Origin of the sequence: Pontibacter mangrovi, from assembly GCF_006385705.1 — a bacterium.
Taxonomy (GTDB): Bacteria; Bacteroidota; Bacteroidia; order Cytophagales; family Hymenobacteraceae; genus Pontibacter; species Pontibacter mangrovi.
Genome location: NZ_VFRQ01000015.1, coordinates 37,630 through 58,721, shown reverse-complemented (window position 1 = coordinate 58,721; position 21,092 = coordinate 37,630). Strand labels below are relative to the sequence as shown.

Annotated in this window: 21 protein-coding genes; 10 read left to right on the top strand and 11 right to left on the bottom strand. The window is 47.8% G+C overall.

Annotation, left to right across the window (positions count from 1 at the left end):
- Positions 1-74 precede the first annotated feature (74 nt).
- From FJM65_RS19255 to FJM65_RS19245, 3 genes are all read left to right on the top strand, one after another.
- Entirely contained in the window at positions 75-707 is a 633-nt protein-coding gene (locus FJM65_RS19255) for a DUF4099 domain-containing protein (protein ID WP_140455344.1), read from the top strand.
- Between the two features lie 7 nt (positions 708-714).
- Entirely contained in the window at positions 715-1,809 is a 1,095-nt protein-coding gene (locus FJM65_RS19250; RefSeq protein ID WP_140455343.1) for a DUF3991 domain-containing protein, read from the top strand.
- A 133-nt stretch (positions 1,810-1,942) separates the two neighbouring features.
- Positions 1,943-2,386, top strand: coding sequence for a beta-barrel fold lipoprotein (locus tag FJM65_RS19245; RefSeq protein ID WP_140455342.1), 444 nt, complete (start codon positions 1,943-1,945; stop codon positions 2,384-2,386).
- 107 nt (positions 2,387-2,493) lie between these two features.
- Here the strand turns inward: FJM65_RS19245 and FJM65_RS19240 are convergent, their stop codons facing one another.
- The 9 genes from FJM65_RS19240 to FJM65_RS19200 form a co-directional block, all read right to left on the bottom strand.
- Positions 2,494-2,856, bottom strand: a complete 363-nt coding sequence (locus FJM65_RS19240; protein ID WP_140455341.1) for a hypothetical protein — start codon at positions 2,854-2,856, stop codon at positions 2,494-2,496.
- A gap of 44 nt (positions 2,857-2,900) precedes the next feature.
- Positions 2,901-3,233, bottom strand: a complete 333-nt coding sequence (locus FJM65_RS19235) for a hypothetical protein (RefSeq protein WP_140623704.1) — start codon at positions 3,231-3,233, stop codon at positions 2,901-2,903.
- A 77-nt stretch (positions 3,234-3,310) separates the two neighbouring features.
- Positions 3,311-4,579 carry a Y-family DNA polymerase gene (locus FJM65_RS19230; protein ID WP_140455339.1) on the bottom strand — a complete coding sequence of 423 codons (1,269 nt, stop codon included), beginning with the start codon at positions 4,577-4,579 and terminating at the stop codon, positions 3,311-3,313.
- Positions 4,576-5,031, bottom strand: a complete 456-nt coding sequence (locus FJM65_RS19225; protein ID WP_140455338.1) for a LexA family protein — start codon at positions 5,029-5,031, stop codon at positions 4,576-4,578. Before FJM65_RS19225 ends, FJM65_RS19230 begins: the two co-directional genes overlap by 4 nt.
- Positions 5,032-5,427: 396 nt before the next feature.
- Positions 5,428-5,889 carry a DUF6527 family protein gene (locus FJM65_RS19220; RefSeq protein WP_140455337.1) on the bottom strand — a complete coding sequence of 154 codons (462 nt, stop codon included), beginning with the start codon at positions 5,887-5,889 and terminating at the stop codon, positions 5,428-5,430.
- Positions 5,870-7,048, bottom strand: a complete 1,179-nt coding sequence (locus FJM65_RS19215; RefSeq protein ID WP_140455336.1) for a ThiF family adenylyltransferase — start codon at positions 7,046-7,048, stop codon at positions 5,870-5,872. The genes FJM65_RS19220 and FJM65_RS19215 overlap by 20 nt, the downstream gene beginning before the upstream one ends.
- Positions 7,023-7,736 (bottom strand): multiubiquitin domain-containing protein, encoded by a 714-nt coding sequence (locus tag FJM65_RS19210; RefSeq protein ID WP_210240322.1) that lies wholly within the window; start codon positions 7,734-7,736, stop codon positions 7,023-7,025. The genes FJM65_RS19215 and FJM65_RS19210 overlap by 26 nt, the downstream gene beginning before the upstream one ends.
- 301 nt (positions 7,737-8,037) lie before the next feature.
- Positions 8,038-8,343: a hypothetical protein gene (locus FJM65_RS21405; RefSeq protein ID WP_181163799.1), complete on the bottom strand. Its 306-nt coding sequence runs from the start codon at positions 8,341-8,343 to the stop codon at positions 8,038-8,040.
- A gap of 175 nt (positions 8,344-8,518) precedes the next feature.
- The gene (locus FJM65_RS19200) at positions 8,519-9,580 is read right to left on the bottom strand and encodes a helix-turn-helix domain-containing protein (protein ID WP_181163798.1); all 1,062 of its coding nucleotides are present in this window, start codon (positions 9,578-9,580) and stop codon (positions 8,519-8,521) included.
- Positions 9,581-9,990: 410 nt separating this feature from the next.
- On the opposite strand from FJM65_RS19200, the gene FJM65_RS19195 reads away from it, so the two are divergent.
- Together FJM65_RS19195 and FJM65_RS19190 are read left to right on the top strand one after the other, a co-directional pair.
- Positions 9,991-10,707 (top strand): type IV toxin-antitoxin system AbiEi family antitoxin domain-containing protein, encoded by a 717-nt coding sequence (locus FJM65_RS19195; protein ID WP_181163797.1) that lies wholly within the window; start codon positions 9,991-9,993, stop codon positions 10,705-10,707.
- Positions 10,704-11,675 (top strand): nucleotidyl transferase AbiEii/AbiGii toxin family protein, encoded by a 972-nt coding sequence (locus FJM65_RS19190; RefSeq protein ID WP_140455332.1) that lies wholly within the window; start codon positions 10,704-10,706, stop codon positions 11,673-11,675. Before FJM65_RS19195 ends, FJM65_RS19190 begins: the two co-directional genes overlap by 4 nt.
- A gap of 92 nt (positions 11,676-11,767) precedes the next feature.
- Here FJM65_RS19190 and FJM65_RS19185 read toward each other — a convergent pair whose 3' ends face one another.
- Positions 11,768-11,977 (bottom strand): heavy-metal-associated domain-containing protein, encoded by a 210-nt coding sequence (locus FJM65_RS19185; RefSeq protein ID WP_025603864.1) that lies wholly within the window; start codon positions 11,975-11,977, stop codon positions 11,768-11,770.
- Between the two features lie 112 nt (positions 11,978-12,089).
- Positions 12,090-14,357 carry a heavy metal translocating P-type ATPase gene (locus FJM65_RS19180; RefSeq protein ID WP_394348149.1) on the bottom strand — a complete coding sequence of 756 codons (2,268 nt, stop codon included), beginning with the start codon at positions 14,355-14,357 and terminating at the stop codon, positions 12,090-12,092.
- A 397-nt stretch (positions 14,358-14,754) separates the two neighbouring features.
- Here FJM65_RS19180 and FJM65_RS19175 point away from each other — a divergent pair, with 397 nt between their 5' ends.
- From FJM65_RS19175 to FJM65_RS19155, 5 genes are all read left to right on the top strand, one after another.
- Positions 14,755-15,186: an HYC_CC_PP family protein gene (locus FJM65_RS19175; protein ID WP_140623702.1), complete on the top strand. Its 432-nt coding sequence runs from the start codon at positions 14,755-14,757 to the stop codon at positions 15,184-15,186.
- A 143-nt stretch (positions 15,187-15,329) separates the two neighbouring features.
- A complete protein-coding gene (locus tag FJM65_RS19170) occupies positions 15,330-16,610 on the top strand; it encodes an efflux RND transporter permease subunit (protein WP_140455330.1) in 1,281 nt (426 codons plus the stop codon).
- Between the two features lie 26 nt (positions 16,611-16,636).
- Positions 16,637-18,535, top strand: a complete 1,899-nt coding sequence (locus FJM65_RS19165; RefSeq protein WP_140455329.1) for an efflux RND transporter permease subunit — start codon at positions 16,637-16,639, stop codon at positions 18,533-18,535.
- Positions 18,522-19,784, top strand: a complete 1,263-nt coding sequence (locus tag FJM65_RS19160; protein ID WP_140455328.1) for a TolC family protein — start codon at positions 18,522-18,524, stop codon at positions 19,782-19,784. The genes FJM65_RS19165 and FJM65_RS19160 overlap by 14 nt, the downstream gene beginning before the upstream one ends.
- Positions 19,785-19,794: 10 nt before the next feature.
- Positions 19,795-21,090, top strand: a complete 1,296-nt coding sequence (locus FJM65_RS19155) for an efflux RND transporter periplasmic adaptor subunit (RefSeq protein WP_181163796.1) — start codon at positions 19,795-19,797, stop codon at positions 21,088-21,090.
- Positions 21,091-21,092: the final 2 nt, after the last annotated feature.

Below are 21,092 nucleotides of genomic sequence, written 5' to 3'. Positions count from 1 at the left end.
ATTGCTATATTTTATATACCTGTACATTGTTTTAACGTATTTTTAAAAAAGCATATCCATGATCTGAATAAATTATGAACTTCGATATTAAAGATCTGCCTTATGGTCAGTTTGAGCGTCTTGGAATGAATAAGAAAGACGTACTCTCCATGAAGTCTGAGGATTTGGTTAGCCTGTTGACGGGCAGGCGCACGAGCCTGAATACCTTTACTATCAAGGACGCCAGTCTGGAACCCCTTACCGTGGATGCAAAATTGAGCCTGAAGATGAATCCAGACAGCACTCTATCACTGCTGATCCACCCCATACGGAGGGAGATACAGAATGAGATTGGCGCCAGTAAGCAGGAGTTGGAGAAACTGCAAAACGGGGAGTTACTGGTAAAGCCATTTAAATCGCTTAATGGGGAGAAAGAGCTGTATGTTTTCCAGCTGGATAAGGAGACCAACGAGATTCTAAGGGTGAGGGTGCGGGATATCCAAGTGCCCAGTGCTATCAAGGATATAGTTTTGAGTACTGATCAGAAAGAGCACCTGCGGCAAGGAGGTACTCTGGAGCTTTATTCCAAAGCAAAGGATCAGCTGATCTCGGCCCGCCTGGATCTGAATGATCCTAAAGGACTAAAGATAGTGGAGGGACAGGTCTCAGTTAAAGAAAGCCACACCTTGGCAGTGAAGGAAACCCCTGTTATGTCTATCAAACGTTAACTTGCCTATGACCTTTCAGGAATACAGAGAGCAGGTGTCGATCATTCAGGTCGCCGAATCGCTAGGCTATGTATTCGATCCCTTGAAGGGGAGAAAGAGCCCTGAGTTCAAGCACCCTGACGGAGACAGAATCATTATCAACAACCCAGGCGACAGCTCCCGGCAGATGTACTTCAACCGGGATGGAAGCAACGACAAGGGGTCGGTGATAGATTTTGTGGCCAACCGGCTGCACCGCTTCCAGGGAAGTTTTCGCAATGAGATCGACGGAATCAATAAGGTGCTGTCTAAATATGCTTATGCCTCTCAACCCAAAGCTTCTGCCTACGCCGTTACGGAAGCAAAGCCTTTTGATCAAAGCAGGTTTGTCGAATCCGAGGCCTCTGTTTTTAAGCTGCATTACCTGATCAAGGAACGTGGTCTCTCTAACGAGACGGTGCAGCTGTTCCTGCCTTATATTAGGCTGGTACGGGACGCAGAGAAGGATAACGCCTACACCAATATCGCCTTCCCGCTGCAAAGGCCAGCTAGCGGCGAAACGATAGGCTACGACCTTAGAAATTATGGCTTTAAGGGCGTGGCAGCGGGCAGCGACCGCAAGCACGGTGTCTGGGTAGCCGACTTTGCGCAGAATCCGGTTCTTACACGCCATGTCTACTTTGCGGAGAACCCTATAGATGCCATGAGCTTCTATCAGCTGGAGAAGGATAAGCGGGACTTCAGCAACTCAGTGTTCGTCTCGTTTGGCGGGGGAATGTCGAGAATGCAGGTGGAGCTTTCCCTGCAGGCGTGGCCGCATGCTCAAAAGCATACCATTTTCGATAACGATTACCAGGGAAAGATCTATGATATCTATCTGGCCACGGCGATAGCAGGTAAGCCCTACACCTTTACAAAGAATGCCGACAGTATTACCTTCAGCTTGGATGAAAAGAAATTTGATATTCCTGTAGACAAGCTGAGCCTTTTTGCCTTTGAGAAGAACTCCGGTATTCGTTCCGGACTTCAGGTGCATAAGCCCCTTGGCCATAAAGACTATAACGACATCATACATCCCAAAAACGACCAGGAAAATCGTATCCCTATGAAAGTGAAGTTATGATCTGGAATCTAGTATAGGAGTCAGACTTTAGGAGATGAAATGCAGTTTCTGTGTCTCGCCTGGCTGTTGCGGTTAATTACGTCTCTGTAGAAAACATTTTTCACCTAACTATAAACCATTTAATTTTTAGGCTATGAAAAAGCTATCTATCTTCTCCCTTCTGTTATGCATGGTTCTATTTTTTGCTGGTTGTGATGACCAAGGCGAGGGCCCGGTCCTGCCTGATACTGCTACCTATCGGGTCGATTACAGCCAGTCTGGGGATTATGAGAAATTCATTAAGATTATTACTATTGGAGGTGGCGATTTCAAAGTGAGGGGTACTGGCGAAGCTATGCCGCCCGTGTTATTTGACGGCAACCTTTCGGAGACGTCCTATTCTTTTGAAGCGGATAATGTAAGGGAACTTACCATTCATGCTGCCAATGAGTTTAGTGCCGTAGAGGATGGTCCTGCTTCCATGCAGATGCGCTTTGTTATTTACAAGAACGGTAAGCAGATTGATGAGAAGACTTTTAATTACAATGAGGCTTCAGGAGAGAAAAATGAATACCTGAATTATAAGGCCAATGACTAAGGTAAGATTTTAGGTATCCCTTTAATACTCTAGCAGATAAAAGATGTTAAGCATGAAGCGAACTTCAGCGCCAACATCAAATAAGGAAAGTATTTAACTTATTACACCTAGCCTTTCGCTATTTTTAGGTACTCTTCGTAGTCCTGCGGGTCCATATTAAGGCGAATATACTCCTCCATTCCCACATCATTTTTTTCCATTACATAGCGTGTGAATGATAGTATGCTTTTACAATTCTCGAAACCTTGTTCTTCCATTCCTTTGCGCACATTATCGGGCAGACCCTCAAGCCATTCCTGATAATCAATCATATTAGGAGAATAGTCCTTAGCTTCGTGGTGGTAACGATAAGAAATATTACCTACCGTAAATGTCAGCTCGTGAAAGCGGCGCTCCTCGCTAGGACAGGTGGCCATAAATTTTTCCTGACTTGCATTACACTCCTCTACGGGATGTTTTATCTTTATCATTTGGTTTCCTTCCTTTGTTAATTAAATCCACCCATTTCAAGTTTCTATTGAAGCCCCAGCGCCTCAAGCTGATACCAAAACTCATGCCCTCGGATACTATCGGCAAGCTCTTTGTCAACGATAAAGAATTTTAAGGCTTCTACATGAGGATGCTCCTCCAGGCATTCTGAGATTTCATAGAAGTCTTCTGAACCAGCACCAGGCCCTAAATCTTGCTCATAAGAAACAGACACAGGTATATCCTCAACACTAGTATCAGACTCAAGATCATCTACAAAGACATCAAGAATGAAAATTTCCATCTGTTCTTTATTCACTGCGACTGCTGCTTTGTCTTTATTCCATTCTATAAATTTTATTGCCTCTTTAAATTTCATGTACATTTTAAGTTTAACCATTATCGAATTTAGCACATCTAATTTGATATACAAGATAGCTATCCTTTGCTGGAGCGTTATCGCACTTTCAGGACATCTTCTATTCTTGTGGTGTAGCATGGAGGAGAGAATTCAGCTTTAGGCTCCCAAATATGGCTCACCCCCTCAGCAGCTACCTTTACCGTGCCCTTTCCCATAGACCTGTTAAGTTGATCCAACGTGAGCATGAGGCTTGCATGCTTACTCCGATCCACCCTGTCAAAGATATTCATCTGTGCGCCGTCTGCCGGTCCAATCTCCGTGATGTACACGCCGGCTTTCTTGTAGACAAACCCGTCCCGGTAGATGTGTTCCAGTGCCATGGTAGCGTACTGAACTAATTCTATAGTGGAGGAGGAAGAAACGGGCAGGTAGATGGTTTTGGTGTTGTAGTATTGCGGCTCCTGTTCCCGGAATGGATTGGTATGAATGAACACGGTTACCACGCGGCAAGCGCTTTTTTGCTGCCGTAGCTTGTAGGCGCATCGGGAGGCGTAGATAGCCACTGCTTCCTTTAGGTCGTTGAGCGAGGTTACTGGTTGCCCGAATGAGCGAGAGGAGCAGATCCCTTTTTTTGCCGGAGGCTCGATCTCTAAGTCAGTGCATGGCTCCCCACGCAACTCTTTCACCAGCCGCAGCCCCACCACCGTTAAATGTTTTTTAGCAAAAGCATCCGTGACATTGGCTAGCTGCCAGGCATTGTTTATGCCGAAGCTGTGGAGTTTTGTGGCATAGCGGGAGCCAATGCCCCATACGTCACCGACGTCGGTTCTTTTTAGTGCTACCTCCAAATGCTTAGCTTCCGTCAGCACCAGCACACCGTTGGCCTTCTCAGACTTTTTGGCAATCCGGTTCGCAAGCTTCGCCAGGGTTTTCGTGGGCGCGACACCTATACTGACGGGTATGCCTATCCACTTTTTGACGGTGTTTCGGATGGTGCGTGCATAATCCGGTATATCTATTCCTTTAAAGCCACCTAGGTCCAAAAAAGCCTCGTCAATGGAGTAAATCTCCATATTGGGAGTGAAGCGGGCCAAGGTACTGTGCACCCTGGCAGACATATCACCTATAAGCGTATAGTTAGAGCTAAAGTAGACTACATTATATTTGTCTATAGTTGACTTGGCTTCGAAAAAGGGCTGCCCCATCTGCAGGCCCAGTGCTTTGGCCTCATTGCTTCTAGCGATGATCGAGCCGTCGTTGTTAGAAAGCACTACCACAGGCACATTGTTTAGCTCGGGGTGAAAGACGCGCATCACAGAGCAGTAAAAGTTATTGCAGTCTACAAGGGCAAACAAATTAGTCATTGGCGTATCCTCCTGGCTACACCCCGCACTACGCCCCAGACCAAAAACTCCAAATCCTCCGTGATCTCTACAGGGTTGTACTTTTTATTGCCGGGGAGAAGCCGGACTCCAGTTTCTGTTATCTCCAGCTTCTTTACTGTATATTCGCTGTTGACATTGGCCAGCACGATGTCGCCGCTGCGCACGTGCAGTGAACGGTCTACGACGAGCAGGTCGCCCTCCAGCAGGTTGTAGTCTATCATAGAATCCCCCTCTAGCTGCACGTAAAAAGTAGCGTCGGGATGTCCATTTAAATAAGATGATAGACTAATTCTGTCCTCAATGTGCTCTTCTGCCGGACTGGGAAAGCCAGCAGGGACACGTGCCGCGAAGAGCGGGTGCTTTGTTTCTGTGTCACGACCTAGCAGAATAAAGCTTACTGTTTCTGAGGGTAATAATATCTTTGTATTCATGTTGCATGTGTGCTAAAAATATTAGCTATTACGCAACTTTAGAGAAATATTTTAACTTTATAAAATATGAAAGCTAAAATATTTAGTATTTATAACGCCTTATTATTTCTCAATCTTCAAGTGTTCCTATTGTATAGGATTGTCAACCAATATATTGCCATAATTAAGGATTGTTTTATAATAGATGATAGTTATATATACATAGTCTTATAATTTACCTTATGTTAAACAGGTGTGATTTAGGTAGCCAAAGTAATCTCAAAGATGAGGGCAGCAGTTCGTTCTCATCCTTAAAAGTCTTCCTTGCCCGCTTAACAATGCCTGCTCTTATATGCCTACAGCGGTATTTGAACAGTTGTGCAATAGTCATATTTTTAATTATAATCCTCGGCAGCACTATTGCCGCCGAGTCCAACTCAGTTTTATTTTTGTAAATATAGACTTTAGGCTCCACCTCTTCGAAGCTCCTTCACTCTGATCAATCCTGTTTTCAAATATGTCTACATCAGCTTCTAACTTATCCTCTGAATAGAAATCAGCTTTATTCTCCCTATCAACGTTTCTCCCAACAGCAATCTCTTTGTTGGTCCAATCCCTACACCGCTCTATTTTGTTTTGAGTAATAAAGTAGTGGGATCTGCACTCAAAGTTCCAATTACCTATGGAAGGCCTCAAGGTGACACTTTTCCCATTGAATGTTAGTGACCAATCCGTTGGGGAGAATGGCGTAACAACCTCATTGCCACAGCCACACACACATTTGTGTATGGCTGTGCAATAATTTAAGGAAATGTACAGCACCCCCTCGTCTAAATGATCAGGTATGAACTCAACAAAATTATGCTGTACGGTCTTCATTGAAAATTTTAGAGACGTTAATTGAATATGCACTGTGGTGCTCCTCGATCAAGTCTTGATAAAAGCCGCACATCTTCTTCCATTTGATGACCGCCAAAGACGCATTAAGCGAATTTAGGTCAGCAATCTGAATATTTGTCGAGTACTCATTATTCTCATCATCCACCTCAGAAACTCTGTCCTTGAGATGATCATTCTTGGAAGGTGTACCCGCAGTTACCCTAGTGGTCCCGATCAACTTGTCATCAACGACATTAACGCCCAAGCCCACATCTATAAAAGGGATGCCTTTGTGCAGTAAATAATCCATAATGCCTTTCCTAACTCTATTTTTATCAACGCATAGGAAAACATAGTCCATTTGATCAAGTTCGTGATAATTGGAGCCATCCACATAGTAGGGATGAGGAGTTATACCATTGTGCATTTTAGAGTAGATATCTGCAAAATATTTAGCTTTCATCCACTTTTCATCTAAATCTTCAACGGATGCTGCACCAGGTGAGCGAAATGAATTATGTTGTAAGAAGTGATCTCCATCGAATATATGTACTTCCTGCACTGGCGTTTTAGCAACCAAGTCTAAAACATAAGCTCCAGTACCTCCAATACCTATGATGGCAACCTTTTGCCCCTTAAACTTTGAGTTAATTATGTCAATGTTTGCCCTACTAGAGTTTGTGTCAATGTATTTAAACACTGACTCCTCATTCCTGGAGGGTATTACCTTGAAAGTTTTCTCCGTAAGATCAGGATGCAAGTACTTCGCAGGAGCAGAGATCACCTCAGCATACCTCTTAAATTTCTCGTAGTAGTTCGGGTAACCGCCTTGAGGCTTGTTGGAAAACGAATAATTAACAGTAATGCCTTCCCTAAGTGCTCTAGTAGTACTTACATATTGTATCGCTGAAATAACCGTTCCACCAACGTTGCAGGGGTTTTCACCTATGAAGTGAATCACATGATCTTTGGGTTTGTCAACTGTAGTATTGTTTATCAATACTAGGTCGCTCACCAATGTCCCGCGCTTAACCTCACCAATATCATTAAGATAGGGTACTTGGTGGATAAGTAAATATCCACCAAGTACTTCTACTTCATAGCCTTCGTCTCTAAGACGCTTTAGGTCAGGACTATGATTTATCAGTTGCTGAGACATTGAAAACCATTTTGTTTTTAACTTCAACAACTGAGCCCTTCACCATAGTACCTTCAGGCTTTGATACTGGCCCTTCACTAAAGGTAACGGTGTACACCTTATTCGGGCTATTATCAAAAGATCCGAAGGCCAATATAACGACTTGTTCAAAGGTGACTGTTTTATCGGCCCAATCCTTTGGTCTGCCATTGATGATAATAACCTTAACAGATTGCTCCTTAGAGAAGAAGTGTTCTTTACCAGGTCTGGCTAGATCAATCACGGTATCATCCTGAATAAGGGTATTCACATAGGGCTCCTTGATGTCAAGATAAATCTCATGTTCAGCTGGAATATTACCCAACTCTCTGATCTGTTTGCCAGAGATAAACTGGCTAAACCACACAAAAGGCTCTTTATTTATGGTGAGCTTCAGCTTTTGTTTTACAAAGAAGCGCTCTATTTCAGGCCTTGCCAAGTTAACCTTGGTGTCATTACCTATCAACTCGTCTTCGTAAGGCTCTTTAATTGACAGAAAAAGCTCTACTCCTTGGGGAATACCTCTGAGTTGTTTTAACTCGGCTCCCGTTTTATACTGATCTAATGTTTCAAAAGGCTCCCCTTCGATCATAAATTTCAGAGCCTTTTTGTTTTTTTGCGTTTGCGGCGCCCCGTTGGCTAAAGTCATTTCTTTAACTTTGATATTCAACAAATAATACTGTTTGCCACATATCATTTCTGCAGCAGCTGGGGCTCTACCCAGTATGCGATTACAAGCACGTGCTTTTATAAAATCTTAAAATTGAACATGCAGGCCCACCTATGTTTTGTCATAGGTAGTTTATAATCACCAGTAAGCTTGCGGATTTCAGTTAAAGGAGGTAACTTTGAAGTGCGAAATCAATAGAACCCCAAAAGCTTAGCAGGCTTTTGTCTTCCTTAACCGGAATCTACAAGCCAGGTATCAATGCCTGGCTTTTTTCTTTATTATTCTTCTATAATATATTTCTCTAGAAATACTGAATCATCTCTTTTAATTGTGAAGAATCAATTTTAACTCCCATTGCTACAAGTTCCTGTAGCAGGCTGTCAACAAACCATTCTTGATTGTAGACCTTCAGGTTCAATTCGCCTCTAGCAACATCTCCTAATAGCTCATCTTCGCTGATCACCTTCATGTTTCCCTCGTGCGCATAAACAAGTGCTGATATAGTCTTAACAACAAACTTGGGCTTATATTCACTGTACAGTTTTGCTACTTGCTTCATCTGGATCTCAGTTAGTTCTACAACTTTTAGAAAGCCTTGTTCTTCCATCCGTTTAGCAAGCATTTTGTTATTGTATAAAGTTAACACATCATGGCTACCTTTATGGTTATAACAGATGTCTGTTATATGTATGCTCAGGTTGTTGCTGTTAAAGTATTTCAACAGGCCCAACCTGTACAGCGTTGCTGCTGTGTTGATCTCTGTTATAACTATCGGGCCCATCTCAAAACTCTAATTGTTGCTGGCTATAAATTTTTCTTAGCTCGGCCTCATCTCTTCTGGCCAATCTTGCAGCTTTGTCAAAACCAATTTTTCGTTCACTTAAACAACGGTACAGCATCTGTTCAAACCTTTGTGGCTCCTCTGTACCACTAAACTGCCCATAGTCAAAATCAGAGAAGTCAGATTGCTTCCACTTGTTATAGGCATCCCATGATATCAGCTTGGTTACAGAAGCTCGGACCATGATTGCAGCAACAGATATTCCGTATAGCTCTTTAATCCTCTTGAGTTCAGGCATCGTAATAGCTGTTCTGTTCTTCCCGAACTCTTGGATTAATATTTCAACTGGAAGCAGCACAGCCCCTGCAAAAGCGTCACAAATTCTTTCAATAGCGATCTCGTCCACATTCTCAGCCATTACCAATAAGAGATGACCCAGCTCATGAAGAATTGTAAACCTCATTCGGGACAAGTCTTGCTGTCTAGAATTAAGGACAATTACTGGAACTTTCTTATCTTCAGCCCAACCGGACAAGCCTTCGTGAGTGTAAAAAAAGTCAAAGTCACACTTAATGATTCTCACACCCTTTCTCTCCAGAAGACCAGTAATATTAGATATAGGACCCTCTCCTAATTTCCACCTCTTTCTAAGTTGCTTTGCAGCTTTCTCAGCATCTGAAGTACTGCTAATCACAAGATCTTCAAGGGGGTTCTGAAAAACAACGAGTTCTTTTGCAATGGCTTCTAGTTCTAAATAGTCACTTAATAATGAGCTTGTTTCGTCTTCTACATCCTGCTTTTGTTTAGAATCAAGGCCGAAGCCTTGTCTGTAACTAATGTTATGTAAGCTAAATTTTACACTACTATCACTATAAAAATAATCTAACTCTAAATCTAAAGCATCACCTATAGCTAGTAAGGTTTTGCTATCAGGATACCTCACACCATTCTCATAATGACTTATAGCTTGCTTCGAACAATTAATCTTGCCAGCTAATTGATCCATCGTTAAACCTCTGAATTGCCTGGCTCGTGTAAGATTGATTGCAACTATGTTTTCCATTTTTCCGACCTTTCGTATACAAATGTATGTTTTTAATTTTTGTATACGGTGCATTTTTCAAAAAAATATCTCTATATAGAGTATTTTGTTTACTAATTAATACACCTTCTTGTTTTAATACAATCAAGTAAGCCGTAATAACCTATAAAGTAGAATCAAGCTTGGTCCTGATAGGCGAATCTGCTACACGTTATATAATGCCTGAGGCTGTAGTCCAAAACATTGCCAAGTATGATGCAGCATAAAAGGAGAAAAACGCTTGGAGGATTTAAGAAGCTCCTTTTAAAGTTTTTTTTGTCATTTGTCAAGTTTAATAACAAAAAAACTTGACAAATGATAGGCAAGCTACTACCTTTATAGAACCATTAGGCTAAACTAGTGCACAACTTAGAAAGGAAACAATGAGCATCATGCAGCAAGTCCGGGAAAGAATTGATCAGGCCCAGCCCGGTCAGCTACTAACTTACGCTGATTTTCAGGTAAACGACAGCCAGCTGGAGGCCCTGGCGGCGGCGCTCAGCCGCCTGGCCAAGCAAGGGGTAATTAACCGGCTGGCAAAAGGCCGCTACTATAAGCAAAAGGAAACTGTTTTCGGAAAAGTAAAACCATCCGAAAAAGAGATCATCAAGAGCCTGAGCACCTCCAAAGGCGAAGTCAAAGGGTACGAGAGCGGTTTGGGGCTTTACAACCAGCTAGGTCTGACCACGCAGGTTCCCCAGGAGGTGACGCTAATGACACGCAAGCAGCGCCGGGTAGCGAATGTAGGGAAAACCAAAGTCCGTTATGTTCAAAGCCCCACCAACTTCAAGGAGTCTGACATTGACAAGCTTCAGATCCTGGACGCTCTGCGCGGTTACAAGAAGATTCCGGACCGCAACAGCGAAAAGACGATCCTTATTCTGCTTAAGTATATCAAAGAGCTAGCTGAACGCGACAAGGATCGGCTCATGGAGCTGGCGCTGGACTATAACCCCGCTACCCGCGCCCTGCTGGGAGCCCTGCTGGAGCGTCTGGGCTTTACAGAGGAGGCAGACAGACTAAGGCAGTCATTGAACCCGCTGACAAAATACAAACTGGGCATTAGCGAGAGCATACTGCCTAACAGAAAGGACTGGAATATTATATGAACCTGCACCAAAACCCGGAGGTGTTTCGGGATGCCATTACGGCTACGGCAGAGGCCCTGCAGATCAGGGATGTGTACGTGGAGAAGGACTACTGGGTGACACTGGTGCTTTACCGCCTGGCCCACTCCCCCTACGTGGAGCAGGCCATTTTCAAAGGCGGCACCTCCCTGTCCAAAGCCTACAACCTGATCGAGCGCTTTTCAGAGGACATCGACCTGGCCATCAACGCTGACGAGGGCATGACTAACAACCAGGTCATGCAGCTGATCCGCAAAATCTCAAAAGAGATCACAAAGGACATGGTGGAGGTAGATGATCCGCTCCGGACCAGCAAGGGTTCCCGCTTCCGCAAAACGCTGCACGACTATGGAGCCTCCGTGCAGGGGGACTATGGCCAGGCAACCGACAAGATTCTGGTGGAAATCAACTCCTTTGCCAGCCCCAACCCGCACCAGCTGATGCCAATCAAGACCTACATCAGCCAGTTTATGGCTCAACGTGGGTTGCTGGACATGATCCGCCAGTACGCACTAGAGCCTTTTGAGGTAAATGTGGTAAGTCTGGAGCGCACCTTCACAGAGAAAGTGCTCGCCCTGGTGCGGGCTTCTTATGCCGAAAACCCGGTAGATGAATTAGGTAGCAAGATCCGCCACATATATGACCTGCACGCCATGCTGAAAGCACCTGCAGTGACCGCATTTCTGCACAGCGAGGACTTCTTTGAGATGATTCAGGCCGTGCAGGCTGATGATGCCCGCAACAGCGAGTTTCAGGGCGACTGGGCCATGCAGCCGCTGGATGCCTGCCTGCTGTTCGCCGACGTGAGAGGAGTCTGGAATTCTTTAGAGACGGCCTACCAGCAGGAATTCCGCTCCCTCGTGTATGGTACGCTGCCTGACCCGGAAGAGGTGATTACTATTTTAGAAATAATCTCCGCACGTATCAAAGCGCAAAAGATTAACCTTTAGTACATAAGAAGGGATATTACGATAAAAGAAAAGGCTCTTCGGAATGAGGAGCCTTCCCTTGTTTATAACGAACCATTCCGGCTATTACTGATTTAAATAGGTTGTGCCTTAAAGCCAGCCTTCTCTACAGTGGCGATGACCTCACTGGCAGAGAGAGAGTCTGTTTTCACGGTAAGCACTTTGTCTTTGTTGGCTGTATCCACAGTCCATTCGCAAACACCTTCGGCGGCGTTGAGTACTGGGGTTACTTTAGAAACACAGCCGCCGCAGTTTATGTTGGTTTTAAACTTTAAGTCTTTCATGTTTTTATGCTTTTAGAAGTTATACTTAGTTTGGATTTTACAAAGATAGATCCCATCAAGACCTTTCTTATTACACAATATTTATTATTTATTATATAATTATTCACCACGGTTACAGTTTCTGCGCCTTCAGCCTTAAACTGTTCGTAACTACAGACACAGAGCTCAGAGCCATGGCCGCACCTGCAATCATGGGATCCAGCAGGAAGCCGTACAGCGGGTAAAGCACACCTGCAGCAATAGGAATACCTATCAGGTTATAGATAAAGGCCCAGAACAGGTTTTGCTTAATGGCCCGCACCGTTTGCTTCGATAGCTTCAGTGCCTTAGGAACCTGCTGCAGATCCGAGGAAATGAGGGTCATTTTGGCGACATCAATGGCTATGTCAGAGCCCTTGCCCATGGCTACACTGACATCAGCCTGTGCCAGGGCGTGCGAATCGTTGATGCCATCCCCCACCATGGCTACTACCTTGCCTTGAGCTTGCAACTCTTTTACAAAAGCGGCTTTATCCGAAGGCAAAACCTCTGCTTTATGATTCCTTATGCCTACCTGTGCTGCCACACTGGCAGCGGTTTGTTGATTATCGCCAGTAAGCATGTACACCTCAATATCCTGCTCTTGCAATGTTCGGATGGCTGCCGCCGAACTTTGCTTGATTTGGTCTGCAATGGCTACTAAAGCTACAGCACTACTATTCTCTGTAAAGAAGATAACAGTTTTGGTCTCATCTCTTAAAGAGCTGGCTAGCTGTGTCAGCTTCGGATCAACATGTACGCCTTCCTCTTCTAATAATCTATGATTACCTGCTAAATACCGGTTTCCGTGCAAGGAAGCTTTCACCCCGCGCCCGGTTACACTATCAAACGTGTCCAGCTCAAGTGACCTTACCTCCTGGTCTTTCAGGTAGCGGACCACTGCTTCAGCCAACGGGTGCTCTGACTGCAGTTCCAATGACAGCAGTATGGTTTGCAGGGTTTGTTTTCGGGCTTCCGCTCCACCAGCCCAAATTATATCCGTTAATACAGGTTTGCCCTCCGTTATGGTGCCCGTCTTATCAAGAATAACAGCATTCACTTTATGGGCCTGCTCCAGACTTTCGGCGTCTTTAATCAAGATGCCGTTCTCAGCACCTTTGCCCACACCCACCATGATAGCGGTTGGGGTTGCCAGGCCAAGGGCACATGGGCAGGCAATCACAAGTACGGTGACCAAGGCTAGCAGCCCTTGCGTCAGTGCATTGTCACCGCCAAGCATCAACCAAGTCGTAAAGCTTACTAGCGCGATCAATAGCACGACTGGCACGAAAATACCCGCGATCTTGTCCACGAGTTTCTGTACCGGTGCCTTGGAGCCCTGCGCTTCCTGCACCATTTTAATAATTTGGGCCAACATGGTCTCACTGCCTACCTTCTCGGCCACAAATCGGAAGCTGCCTTTCTGGTTGATGGTGCCTGCATACACTTTGTCTCCTTTCTGCTTGGCCACCGGTACGGGTTCCCCCGAAATCATCGACTCGTCTACATAGGAAGTGCCCTGCGCCACCTCTCCGTCCACAGGTATCTTTTCGCCGGCACGCACCAGCAGCAGGTCGCCTTTCTGCACCTGTGAAATTGGCACCTCCCGCTCGTGGTCCCCCTCTACCAGCCAAACGGTTTTAGGCTGCAGGCCGATCAGCTTCTTAATGGCTGTGGAGGTATTCGATTTAGCCCTTTCCTCCAGCAGCTTACCCAGCATGATGAACACGATCACGACGGCCGCGGCCTCGAAGTACACGTGCGGGTGCAGCCCGCGTGTGAGCCAAAACTCCGGAAAGAAGGTGTTAAACACACTGAAGCCAAAGGCGATGCCTGTACTCAATGACACCAGCGTGTCCATATTTGCCTTTCCGTTTCTGGCTTGCTTAAAGGCATTGATAAAGAAGCTTCGGCCAAAGTAAAACAGCACCGGGGCGCTCAGCACCATCATGATCCAGTTCCCGTAAGGCATATCCATAAAAAACATCCCGATGATAAACACCGGCAGGGTAAGAATGGCTGCTGCGATAGTCCTCTTCTTCAGCGTCTGGTAACGGTTATGCTGCTCTTCTTCCTGCTTCTCCTGGGCGTTTTCCTCATCAACGATCAAGTCAAAACCTATCTCCTGCACATTTCGCTGTATCTCGGCAAGGGTGATTTTATCAGGGCTATAAGACACCTGGAGTGTCTGGGAGGCAAAGTTCACCGCTGCCTGCGACACTCCAGGCTGGGCTCCTACCATGGATTCCACGCTGAGGGCGCAGGAGGCGCAGCTCATACCTGTAACCGGTAAAGACACTCTCTGCTCCTGTGCAGTGGGCTGACCTACAGCCTTATCAGGGGTTAGTACTTTATTCTCCATTTTGCCACTCATTTAGTCGTTCTTGATAACACAAAGGTACATCCTGACCCAGCGCTTGCTATTACAAAATTCTAGCAAAGAGTTACAGATTTACTCTGATAGCATGCTGTAGACAGTAGGAGCCGTTGAAATACAACAGACCGGTTTTGGCTAACTGTCACCCACAGCCACAGTGCCTATTTTATTTACGGGAGCATACGTAACTTAAGGCTGAACAAAAGGGAGCTGAAAGTCGTTTGTTAGACCCTTAAAGTGGGGCGTAAAGCTACTCTCTGTGCTTTATAGCCTATATAGCTGCATGACCTAGTCAAGAGAGTCCAATAAATATGTAAAATAAAATGCTAATTATGTAACAGTGCCAGCTGCTTCTATTGTAACTTTGTGGCAAAATCATCTTATGAGAGTGCTTCACCGGATCATACTGCTAACGCTTGCACTGCTAGTGCTTGTCTCCTCGACAGGCATATCGGTAGGCATGCATTTATGTGCCGGAGAGATACGCGACCTGAATTTGTACGGGCAGGCAGATGAATGTCCCATGGAGCAGATGAAAGAAAAGCTGCCTCCTTGCCACGCCCCTGAGGAAGAGCCTAAGGAGAGAAGCTGCTGCGAAGATCACCGGTTGACCATAGAGCGCCTGGATATAACCACGGATGCGAAGGCGCTTACGCCCACTAAAACGCTGGATCTTAAGTTCATTGCCGCTGTAAAAGTGGTGATACTGCAGCTTTTTGCCCCTCAGGAGGAACTTAAACCTGCTTACGCGCTTTACACCTCCCCTCCCATTGCCCGGGACATACCTGTTCTGGTGCAGTCCTTTCTTATTTAACCTTACAGTCTTACATGTGCCTCTCTGGACGAGTGTGCTGGTGTAGCCTAGCCACACTATTGGCTGTCCGTTGGCACTATGTCCGTCTCTGTCATTTCCTGTGGCTGCCAGTCATTTCCTGTTAAGGTTATTCATTTATTCCCATGATCGAAAAGCTAATTTCCTTTTCGCTCCGCAACCGTGTAATGGTGCTGCTCATCGCTGCATCGCTGTTTGGCTGGGGCGTCTATTCCGTGCAGACAAACAAGGTAGATGCCATTCCGGATTTGTCTGAAAACCAAGTCATCGTCTTTACCGAATGGATGGGCCGCAGCCCGCAGCTCGTGGAAGACCAGATTACCTATCCGCTCGTGACGAACCTGCAGGGCCTACCCGAAGTGAAATATGTGCGGGGAACGTCCATGTTCGGCATGAGCTTTATCTATATCATCTTTGAGGATGAGACGGACGTGTACTGGGCCCGCACCCGCGTGCTGGAGCGTCTGAACTCTGTTGGCAACATGTTGCCTGAAGACGCAACCCCTACCCTGGGCCCTGACGGTACCGGTGTCGGCCACATCCTGTGGTATACCCTGGATGCCCCTGGCATGGATCTGGGTGAGCAGCGCGCCGTACAGGACTGGTATGTGAAGTTTGCGCTGCAGAACGTGGAGGGTGTGAGCGAGGTGGCATCCTTCGGGGGCTTTCAGAAGCAGTACCAGCTCACCCTTGACCCCAACAAGCTTACTTATTATAACCTCTCCGTTCCGCAGGTGATTCAGGCGGTGCGGGCCAACAACAATGAGGCGGGAGGTCGCAAGTTTGAGCTTTCGGATATTGGCTACATCATCAAAACAACCGGTTATTTAGAGTCTGCCGAAGAGATTGAGAATATACCCATCACTACCAGCAACACCATCCCGGTACGGGTAAGGGATGTGGCCTCGGTGCAGATGACAGGTGAGAGCCGCCTGGGCATCTTCGACTTGAACGGCGAAGGCGAGGCCGTGGGCGGCATCGTCGTGATGCGCTACGGGGAGAATGCGGAAGAGGTGATCGCAAACGTGAAGGTGAAGATGAAGGAAGTCGCCAAAGGTCTGCCCGAAGGCATGAAGTTCAACATCGTCTACGACCGTAGCGGCCTCATCAACGAAAGCATAGACTCAATCAAAGGCACCCTGATCGAGGAAATGATTGTGGCCTCGTTGGTAGTGCTCCTCTTTCTCTTCCATTGGCGTAGTGCCCTGGTGATCATGATCCAGCTACCCCTTTCGGTCGCTATCGGTTTTATCCTGCTCAATGCCTTTGGCATCTCCTCCAATATCATGTCCCTCACAGGCATAGCCCTTTCCATCGGCGTGATCGTGGATGATGCCATCGTGATGGTAGAGAATGCTTACCGGCACCTGGCCGACGCGACCAAGGGTAAACCTTGGGAGGACTAACCGAAATCTTTCAAAAGACAGAGAACATGAAATTATCGAAAGAAGATAGATTCAGAATAATTGAAAGGGCCAGCAAGCAGGTGGGTCCCAGCGTATTCTGGAGTACCGTGATTATCATCGCCTCCTTTTTGCCTGTGTTTCTGCTCACCGGGCAGGAAGGCAAGCTCTTCGGCCCACTCGCCTGGACAAAGACATTCATCCTGATAGTGGATGCTGTTATAGCCATAACCCTCACGCCTGTGCTGATCTCTTTCCTCCTAAAAGGAAAGTTCAAGGAGGAGAGCGCCAACCCAATCAACAGAGCGCTGGAGAAAGTGTATGGGCCTGTGCTGAGGTGGTGCCTGAAGTGGCGCAAAACCACACTAGGCATAAACATCCTGGCGCTGGTGATCTCTATTCCCATGCTCTTTAGCCTGGGCACAGAGTTCATGCCGCCGCTGGATGAAAGGTCCATCCTTTTCATGCCCGTCACGCTGCCCGACATTTCTAACGCAGAGGCCAAGCGCATCCTGCAGGTACAGGACAAAATCATTAAGTCGGTGCCCGAGGTGGAGAGCGTGTTGGGCAAGGCCGGCCGTGCCAGCACCGCCACCGACAACTCCCCTATCAGCATGATTGAGACAATCATCATGCTGAAACCGGAGTCAGCGTGGCGCGAGGGAGTTACCAAGCAGGACATTATCCAGGAACTGGATGCCAAGCTGCAGATACCAGGGGTGGTCAACGGCTGGACCCAGCCCATTATCAACCGTATCAACATGCTGGCCACCGGTATCCGCACCGACGTGGGCGTGAAGGTATACGGCCAGAACCTGGATTCCATAGCGGCTGTGTCTGAAAAGGTAAGAACGGCGCTGAACGGAGTACCGGGTGTGAAGGACTTGTACGTGGAGCCCATTACAGGTGGCAAGTACCTGGAGATTGACATCAACCGGGAAGCCTTGGGGCGCTATGGCCTGACGGTGGACGATGTGAACATGATCGTGGAGTCGGCCTTGGGCGGCACGCCTATCGGAAACACCGTTGAGGGGCGCGAGCGCTTTTCCATTAACGTGCGGCTGGCACAGGAGTACCGTAACAGCGTAGAGCGCATCCGGCGCATCCCGATCCAGACTTCCTCGGCTGGCACGGTGCCTTTATCCTCCGTGGCCACCGTCCGATTTACTGACGGACCGCCCATGATCAACTCGGAGAACGCGCAGCTGCGCGGGGCGGTGCTGTTTAATGTTCGGGACCGTGACTTGGGCAGCACCGTGCAGGAGGCCATCGAAAAGATCAACATGGAAGTGACAGGCATACCGGAGGGCTATTATCTGGAGTGGAGCGGGCAGTGGGAAAACCAGGTACGCGCCAATAACACACTCAAAATCATCATCCCGCTGGTGCTGGTGATTATCCTCTTCATCCTGTACTTCTCCTTTAAGTCCCTGAAAGAAGCACTCATCAACCTGGGTACTATTCCCTTCGCCTTGATCGGGGGTGTGTACATTGTGTACTTCTATGGCGTTAACTTGTCGGTGGCCGTGGCCGTGGGCTTTATTGCCTTGTTTGGCCTGGCCATGGAGACAAGTATGCTGATGATCGTGTACCTGAATGAGGCGATGAAAGAGCTGGTGGCCACGAAAGGCAACTCCCGTGACACGATCACGAAGCAGGATATCCGCGACTATGTCTTTAAAGGTGCGGCCAAGCGCCTTCGCCCAAAGATCATGACGGTGTCAGTGTCCCTGTTTGGCTTAGTTCCTGTATTGTGGGCCACCGGAGTAGGATCGGACATCATGCTACCGATTGTGCTTCCGCTGATCGGGGGGGTATTTACCTCTTCGGTTCACATCCTGCTGGTAACGCCGGTGGTGTTTGAGATGACAAAAGAGTATGAGTTAAAGAAACACGGCAAATTGGAAATTTACGATGTTAAGCATTAAGAAATACAAGTGTTTTGTTTGGTTGTTTGTGATGCTGCTGGCCAGCGCTCCGGCGCTGGCCCAGCAACAGATCATGAACCTGGACAGCGTACTGCAGCGCATCAGCAGCAGTAACCCGATGCTTCAGGAATATGACTACCGGGCCAGGGCCATGGATGCCTATGCAGAAGGGGCAAGAAGCTGGATGGCACCCATGGTGGGTGGCGGCGTGTTTATGATGCCCTACTCCCGCCAAAGCGTAGAGCGTGATGAGCGGGAAGGGTCTTACATGCTCTCAGCGGAGCAGGCTATCCCAAACCCTGCCAAGCTGCGCGCCAAGGAGAAGTATTTAAAGTCCAGAGCGGCTATCGAGACCGCAGGCAGGGATGTTACCTTCAATCAGCTGCGGGCACAGGCGAAAGCCGCCTACTACAGCTGGGTGGTGCTCGAAAAAAAGATGGATGTGCTGCAAGATAGCGAGCACATTATGGAGTACATGCTAAAATTGGCTAAAATCCGCTACCCTTACAGCCAGGGAAGCTTGGGAAGCGTGTACAAAGCAGAAGGGCGCCTGCATGAAGTGCAGAACATGCAGCTGATGACGGCCAGCCAGATGGAGCAGCAAAACGTGCAGCTGAATATACTGATGAACCTGCCTAAAGAGCAGCGGTACCGCATCGACACCGCAGTAATGATGCCGGAGCCAGCACTCCTTGCCGTGGATACCAGCAGCCTTATCAACGTCCGAAGCGATTTGCGCCAGCTGGACAAAACGGTTCAGTCCATGCGGCTGAACGTGGAGTTGGAGCAGCTGGAGCGTAAGCCCGACTTCCGTATCCGCTTTGATCACATGTACCCGCGTAACAGCATGATGCCGCAACAGTTCACGGCTATGGGCATGGTCTCTATCCCGATCGCCCCGTGGTCTTCCAAAATGTACAAAGCCAACACCAAGGCCATGAACCTGGAGATAGAGGCCATGCAGCAGGAAAGGGAATCTATTGTAAACGAGGCCCAGGGCATGATACGGAACATGGCTTTGGAACTGAACACCCTGTGGGCACAGACGGAGAATTATCAAAAAAAGATCATTCCCGCCCTAAAGAAAAACTACGATGTGACAATGCTGGCCTACGAGCAGAACACCGCGCAGCTGCCCGAGGCGATTGATGCGTGGGAGGCGCTGAACATGGCGCAGATGGAATATCTGAACAGGCTGCAGGAGCTGTACTTAATGGTTGTGAATTATGAGAAGGAAATTGAAAAATAGCATTCTTTATTTGCTGGCCCTTCTGGTGGTGATTACCCTGGGAGCCTGTAGCCATGACGAAACGGAGCATGCGGGAGGTGATACAGAATATACCTGCCCCATGCACCCGCAAATCGTGCAGAACGAGCCGGGCACCTGCCCGATCTGCGGCATGGACCTGGTGCCCAAGTCTGGGCATGGCACAGAGATCGAAATCACAGAGGATCTAGCGTTCTTGTTGAGGCCTACAAACAGTACCGTCGTTTCCTCGGTTGCCACTACAAAGCCCCAGGAAAAAACGGTGCAGGCTACGGTGCAAATGGAAGGCATCATCACCTACGATCCTCGTCGGATTTATACTGTGCCTGCCCGCGTGGGAGGAAGAATTGAGAAGCTGTATGTAAAGTATAACTTCCAGTCCATCCGCAAAGGGCAGAAGCTGATGGAGGTTTACAGCCCGGAGCTGATTACGGCGCAGAAAGAGCTGGTCTACCTGGCACAGTCGGCTCCCGAGGACAAACAACTGATTGAGGCGGCAAAGCAGAAGCTGCGCCTGCTGGGTGCCACCGATGCACAAATAACCCGCCTCCTACGAACCGGGGAAGAGAGCTATACTTTTGCCCTCTACAGTCCTTATGATGGCTATGTAATTGGCCTGAACACCGCAGCCCCATCCGCTACACCAAGTACGGCGGCGGGCGCTGCAGTAAGTGCAGGCGGTGGCATGGGTGCCATGGGAGGCGGCAATGGCGCGGGCGCAGGAGCTAGCGCTTCGCCTACTCCTACCGCTGCGGCTGAAGCTATCCAGCTAAGGGAGGGCATGTATGTGAGCACCGGACAGCCGCTCTTGCGGGTAGTAAACCCCAACCAGTTGTGGGCGGAGTTTAATGTGCCTACCGCACAGGTGAGCGCACTGGCCAAAGGAGCTCCGGTGCAGGTCACCTTTCCGCAGCTACCCGGCGAGCGCCTGGAGGCGAGTGTAGACTTTCTCCAGCCTTTTTATGAGGAAGGGGAGAGCTTTGCCAAGGTGCGGGTGTACCTGCCGGGGCAGCAAAAGCTGGCGATGGTGGGGCAACTGGTAACTGCCCGCGCCAGCTATACCACGGATCCTGCCCTCTGGGTGCCTAAAGCTGCCGTGTTGGACATGGGCACCAGGTCTGTGGCCTTTAAGAAAGTAAACGGTGTGTTTGAGCCAGTGCCTGTTACGGCGGGCATAACGGAAGGAAATCAGATACAGGTCGTGGAAGGGCTACAGCAGAACGATGTGGTGGCCGCTAATGCGCAGTTCCTGGTGGACAGCGAGAGCTTTATCAAAGTAAATAAGTAAGC